At 35.3% G+C, this 6,289-nt stretch carries 5 protein-coding genes; all 5 read right to left on the bottom strand.

Features of this window, described 5'->3' with window-relative positions; translation table 11 throughout:
* Window positions 1–711, bottom strand: a 711-nt coding sequence (locus P9E47_RS21375; protein ID WP_326164880.1) for a TniQ family protein, incomplete at its 3' end; no start/stop codon positions are given.
* A gap of 1 nt (window position 712) precedes the next feature.
* Window positions 713–2,287, bottom strand: coding sequence for an ATP-binding protein (locus tag P9E47_RS21370; RefSeq protein WP_326164877.1), 1,575 nt, complete (start codon window positions 2,285–2,287; stop codon window positions 713–715).
* Window positions 2,280–4,403 carry a Mu transposase C-terminal domain-containing protein gene (locus tag P9E47_RS21365; RefSeq protein WP_326164874.1) on the bottom strand — a complete coding sequence of 708 codons (2,124 nt, stop codon included), beginning with the start codon at window positions 4,401–4,403 and terminating at the stop codon, window positions 2,280–2,282. The genes P9E47_RS21370 and P9E47_RS21365 overlap by 8 nt, the downstream gene beginning before the upstream one ends.
* A complete protein-coding gene (locus tag P9E47_RS21360; RefSeq protein WP_326164872.1) occupies window positions 4,369–5,232 on the bottom strand; it encodes a TnsA endonuclease C-terminal domain-containing protein in 864 nt (287 codons plus the stop codon). The genes P9E47_RS21365 and P9E47_RS21360 overlap by 35 nt, the downstream gene beginning before the upstream one ends.
* A gap of 110 nt (window positions 5,233–5,342) precedes the next feature.
* Window positions 5,343–6,230 carry a tyrosine-type recombinase/integrase gene (locus P9E47_RS21355; protein ID WP_326164870.1) on the bottom strand — a complete coding sequence of 296 codons (888 nt, stop codon included), beginning with the start codon at window positions 6,228–6,230 and terminating at the stop codon, window positions 5,343–5,345.
* Window positions 6,231–6,289 lie beyond the last annotated feature (59 nt).

Here is a 6,289-nt window from a genome sequence, read left to right as displayed (position 1 = left end):
GGAATAATGTGCCCGTTTACACCATTGCAACTCTTTATTTACAAATCTTTTATTTAAAAGAGCGAGAATTAAGGAAGCCATTTTTTTTATATGTACTATGTACTTTTCCGTTACCGCTTCAGGAATAGAATTTAAAACATTTGTTTTTTCACTTGCAACACAATTCTCTGTTGTTGGGAACTCAAATCGATGTTTCGCTCCTCCACTTGTTAAAACTGAGCTATTATATAATGGAGTAATATGTTCCAAGCAACATTCTAATCCGCTTATTTGGTGAAGTCTATGGAAGAAAGGCTCTCCATACTTCGCAACATCACTTTCAAAACACTGCTTACAAAATCTTAGGTATTTATTTTGCGGAACACCACTTGCATTTATCCCAGACTTTACATAAATATCTCCTCCACCATCACTCAACATAGACTGGTAGATTTGCCCCGCCCGTTTTGGAGGTAAAAATGCAGAATAAAAAGGATACAACGTATGATTAAAAATAAACTGTTCCGCAGTGTAATCTGCGAATGGAGGCATATTTGCAATTAACGCATTAATGCCAGATGGCAGAAAAGCCGAAGCTGTTATACTTCGACTCGAAAATAAATCCTCTATTGTGGCTTTTTCATGTATATTTCCACTTCTTTTATGAAATCTGGAACAAATACTATAAAACAATTCATCTGGGTAAGGCGAAGTAAAGAATGGAAGGCCCAATTTACACAACCCCTTCCAGGGATTTGATAATACCAGCCCGTTTCAAGGATTGATATGCAGATAGACCTTGTTCTTTCCCCTCTTTGACAATTGTTCGCAAGTTAGGGCTTGACTCTTCTTTTAGTTCCTCTTTATTTTCCTGCATATTAGATAAAAAATATTGATAAGCTAACCTTGCCAACTCATTAACATCCTTAACTTGGTGCTCTTTGAGAGCTAATTTAATTGCATGTTTTGCTTTTTCCTTTGACAAACCTAATAGATTTAGACGAAACATCGCCTCCTCCTGCAACTGCTCCTTAGATACTGTATTGTTTATCGCCTTCGTTGCATTAATAAAGCTATTTTTCTCTAATTCTATTCGTTCCCTCTCAACTGCAGTTTCAAAAGGAAAATATATATCCTCATATTTTGCCATTTCATGAATATCTCCATTACGTAAAGCCTTTAGCATGGGCTGAATCAGTTTCAAATTCTCCCTTGCTACCTGTTTAATTAGTCTTATTGAAAGTTCCTCTCTGTTCGTTGCGATTGCTCGAAGTTGACTGAGTGAATACAGCTTTAAAGCTGTATCAATGATTCCCTGACTTTCTTCATACAATAAATTTACAAAATCCTCCGTTAGCTCTACTGGTTTCCGAACCCACTGGTAATTCCAAATTGTTTCAACGAACAATCGCCAGTAGGCATCATTCTCCATGCGGTCAAATATCATATCTCCTCCTCGCCTTGCTTGACGGAACTCTCTTTGTAAAACATTCATAGCAGATGGAGTCCCTATTAGACAGATAGGAATTGATAAGATATTACTTAAAGTTACAAAGAAATTGAGCATCATTTTTGCCCCTCCTCCTTTTAAACTAAGGTGTTGAACTTCGTCTATGGAAATAAAACCAAGACCTATCCCCCTACATACAGTTGTCATAATGGGCATTAGAGTATTCACAGATAACTTATTTGACCTTCCGAATTTATCAAAGTATTCTGTACCTAAGATATTGTCTACTGATATAAAAAATTGATTTACAAGCCCTTTTACAGAACCGTCATGCGGACAATTCAGTTGTAACCAAACTAACTGAGTAAATGAAAAAGGATTACCCTTGTAGTTTGAATGCACAAGCACTTGGGGATAACCTTGTAGTATTCTTGTCATTGTCGATGTTTTTCCGCTTCCAGAGATTCCGATAATGCTCATACTTTTGGGTGAAGTATCATTTATCCATATTTGATTCTGATTCTGAATTTCAGGTAATTCTTCTGTAAACCCTTTTGCAAATTCTGGTTTTAACGGATTTCTCCCAACATATCCTTGTCGAATAATCGTACCTATTTTTTCGTTCAAAAATAACGCATTAGGGAATACCTGATAGATATTGAATAGACGTTGAATTAAATGAAAGCGGTGATGGCTCTCCATTTCTCTTTCCGATACATCAAACATAGGGTAGTAACTTAATTTAGCAATTACTTCTTCCTTTGAATAGATTGGAGGCAATGCTTCGATTAAGGGATTGCCTTTATATTCCTCTATTACTTGGTCACTATAATTTGCATGGATAAATGTACTATTCATTTTTATTTCCCAATCCCTTCTGCTGAAATTTTCTTAGCAACTGCAAATCATCTGGGAAATCTATTACTTTATCAGCTTCATTAAGTTCTTCATGTACTTGCTTCTTAATTAATGAAGCATGGTCCACTTGTACGGTTTCTTTACGGATTCGCTCTATTTCCTGTTTTCGATTTTCCTTAATGCTTTTTAATCTTTGATTTTTACTAATATTTGTTCTATCTTTTTTGCTTTTCTTTTCAGCCTCTTTTACAATTTCCTCGACTTGTTCCATTAAGTTGATTTTCTCTTTTAACCCTGATTTTTTATGTTGTTGTTTGTTTTGCATCTCTATTTTTTGCAAATAATTTACATCTTCCAGTGTTTTCTCTTTATAACGTGATTGATGTTCTAATAAAAAGCATCGTTCAAAACTGTGTTTATCCTTGTTATGCAGATAAATGATTCCAACATCTCTTGGGTCATAGGTAATCCTAACCTTTTTCCTTCCAGAATATCTCGATTCAACAAACCACTGCTCCCTCAAGGCAGTTTCATTAGTAAAATACATATTATTCCATTTTATTCCGAATTCAGTTATTGAAGCATGGGCAGAAGGCAAGAGAGTCAGCATTAGCTGTTCTTTACTTATCGTTCTTAGCTTTCCTGCTCTATTTTTCATACCCCATTCAAATAGTTTTACAGGTATAGGAGAAACGTCACCTTTAATCATTTCTTCATCTCGTATATAGTTTTCTATTACAAAGTTATTGTTGTAGTGAATGGCACATAATATGACGATTTTCGTTAAATCCTTAAGTGTTAGCACTGATGACAACCTATAATCCTTTGCCCCCCTAACTTTAAAATCTGATTGTACAGCACCAGGAAGAATCGGTTTTACTTGACGGTTAAGTATAGCAAATTGCTGTTCCACCAAACTTTTGAAGTCGCCTCTGAATGGGGCAGAGTTTTCAATTTTTATATTTAATCTTTCCGTTAGCAAAGTTGAAGCATGAGATAATAATTCTGCCCTGTCTGCCACTATACATTCAGGTAAATGAGCTGTAGGCCATTCACTTTCCTGTATTTCGACCCCAAACCTTTTGCAAAAATCCACTTTGTTCTCAACCATATTCATTAGTGCAATTCTTGCTTGTTCAAAGTTAGGTCCCTCCAAACAAACGTGGACAGATAGAATCATCCTGGAGAATATATCCTTTACGAAATAGACTGTTGCTCTTCCGATAATAGAGTGGTCGAATTCATTACATAAATATACGTCACTGGTTGTTGAATCAATCAGGGCTTTTTGCCCTGGTGAACGGACTTCCTGCTGTACACTTCCCAGAACAGGGCGGTGTTTTAATTCGTAGTTCCTTTTCCCATGCCTTTTTATAAGACGATTAGATAAATTTTCATTTTTTCGTAGCCAATATAAAAATTGATTATATGTAGGCAACTTATCTGGGGTATTTTCCAGCACGTCTCTAAAATATTCTTTAATGGTTTGCTCAAAGGCATAACGGGCAGTCACATTATTTTGGCGAAGATAGAACTTGGTTATTCCAAGCTGGAATTTTTCTTTCATATCTTGGTCAATGTTTACACCCTCACCCATAATCCCCTCCATTTCTCTTGGGCGACCTCTTTTTTTATCACCACTATTCTTCTGAACGCCAAAACCACCACAATTGTGAAAGCTGGGTAACAATGCGTTTATGTGCATTCCTCGCTTCCAGTATCGTTTTAAATAACGATTTATTTTCTTTGAATTTACCCTTAAATCTTCGGAAACCTTCTTAACGACTCCACTCCTTGTTTTGGAATCCAAAAGATTAATAACCCCATAACTTAAAAGTTGATTAATAATTTCCCATGCTTCGTTCCTCAATGTTTTGGCTTTTTCAGTGATGTCCTCTTCTCTAATAATCAAATTAAAAGGGTCATCCTCTAATACAATAACTTCTCCAATTGCTAAACCATCCTCAATCTCCCAAATTTTTTTAATCTTTGGCAATGTGTTATCAAAAACATTAATTAGAAAGCAAGAGTCATATTTTTCATCTATGAAGATTATCCTTTCAATGCTGTTTGGCTCATTTCTATATTTGATTAACATATTTATAGTTAGAAGCATTATCGCCCACCTCTGCCTTTGTTAAAATTTGAACTGAATTGCATGGTTGATTAAATGAGATTGCTTCATTCATATTTACACTTAGAATTTTCCTGGATAAAAGATGTTTGTAAATTGCAATTCCTGTTCCCTGCTCAATATTAAATTCACTATCAAACATACTTAGAATTTCGTTTATTTGCCTTGTTTCACTATTCCCAATCATGTTAACAAGACGGTTCTTAAGAAATACCTGCATTTCATCACCAATACCGTATTCTTCTAAATGGAAAAATGGATGAATGAATTCTATATTCTTTGCAACCATCAAAGGTATCTCTTTATTCGTAATAATTCCGTAATCTACTCCCCTGCCTTCCCAATATTTTTTCATTATTTCATAGCGTTCGATTACCTGTTTATTTTCTAACTGCCTGTAATCCTTTACGGACCTGGCAAAATACCTCAATTCTCCCTTTTCATCTTTTTCTGTGATTAAAAAGGTCGTTGTAAGAATAAGTGGCTCTCCAGTTTTTTGATTAACCAAACGCTTAAGTAGTTCTTCATCCAAATTAGGAATAATCTCTTCCATACCTTCTAACAGTGGATAATGTTCCCGAATATCTTCCTTTCCTGCAAATTCATATATGTAGAACAATCTTGTCTCTGAATCTGATAAAAAATGATGAACCCTTCCACTATACCCTTTGATGCGACTTACTCTTCCCCGACTCGACACCCGAATGGTATCTATAAAAGGGCGATAATCTTTGCCTTCTCCTTGACCGTATCCTTCTTTTATCAATTTTGCTATTTTCTTTGTTGTTTGTTCGTATTTTAAAACGGGCATTTTTCTCAATCCTTTCTAAAAACCAACTACTAAATGAACTATATATAATAGAAGAAACTCGTCAAAGTTCGATTTCTTCCTACAATATCTAAAGGATAAAACTTAATAATTTATACGTTTAGATTATCCACTGCACGTTGTTTATCTTCTGCACTACTATTCACGTAAAAGCGGTAAAGTGTATCAACGGAACTGTGGCCGCTTAAAATGGCAACAGTTTTTGGGTCTACTTTTCCTTCCTTAATCAAATTTGAGCAGAATGTATGCCTCGCCATGTGGGGACTGACAATATAATCAAGTTGGGCTTTCTTGCTATACTTCTCTAAAAGTTTATTAATTGCTAACCTTGTTAGCGTTCCCCTCTGACCTTGTAGCAACTTGTTGGAGGATACTGACGGTCTTACTTCTAAATATGCTTTTATCGCACTCGCTACATCACTATTCAAGTTTACTTTTCTTACCTTGTTCCCCTTGCCATTACGAATGATTATGTAGCTGTAATTGTTTTTTCCATTCCGTTCGGTTATATGAATATCATCTAATTCAATCGCCACCATCTCACTGCACCTAACACCTGTTCCAAATAATAAGTAGTACACAAGTGAATCTCTTTTATTTCCTCCCGATTCAATCGTTCGTTTTAATCTGTACAAATCTTGTTTTTCAACGATTTTTACATCGTAGTCAAATTCGATGTTATTTTTTTGCAGGACTTTTTTTAAATCCACCTCCTCTTTACAAATGCCCTGCTTATAAAGGAAACGTTGATAACGGACAACGCTTTTGATTTTTCGATTAATGCTCGTAACTTTCAACTTTTTTAATAGATTTAAAAATTGACGGTACTCTCGAAGGTCTGTTTCTGTTATTGCATCCGTCTCGTAACTAATCGTTTCAAATAACCATTCATGAAACTGCTGTATGTCCTTTGTGTATGCTCGAATAGTTAAGGGACTTTTTCCTTCCCGCTCTAACTCTTGAATAAATTCCTGATTCATCTATTTTCCTCCTCAGATATAGCCTATAAAGCACAAAAAAGGCGTTATCGTCTTAAGTC

Origin of the sequence: Schinkia azotoformans, from assembly GCF_035811335.1 — a bacterium.
GTDB classification, from domain to species: domain Bacteria; phylum Bacillota; class Bacilli; order Bacillales; family Bacillaceae_J; genus Schinkia; species Schinkia azotoformans.
The sequence above is the reverse complement of the archived record's forward strand: the minus strand, read 5'-3'. Positions and strand labels throughout refer to the sequence as shown.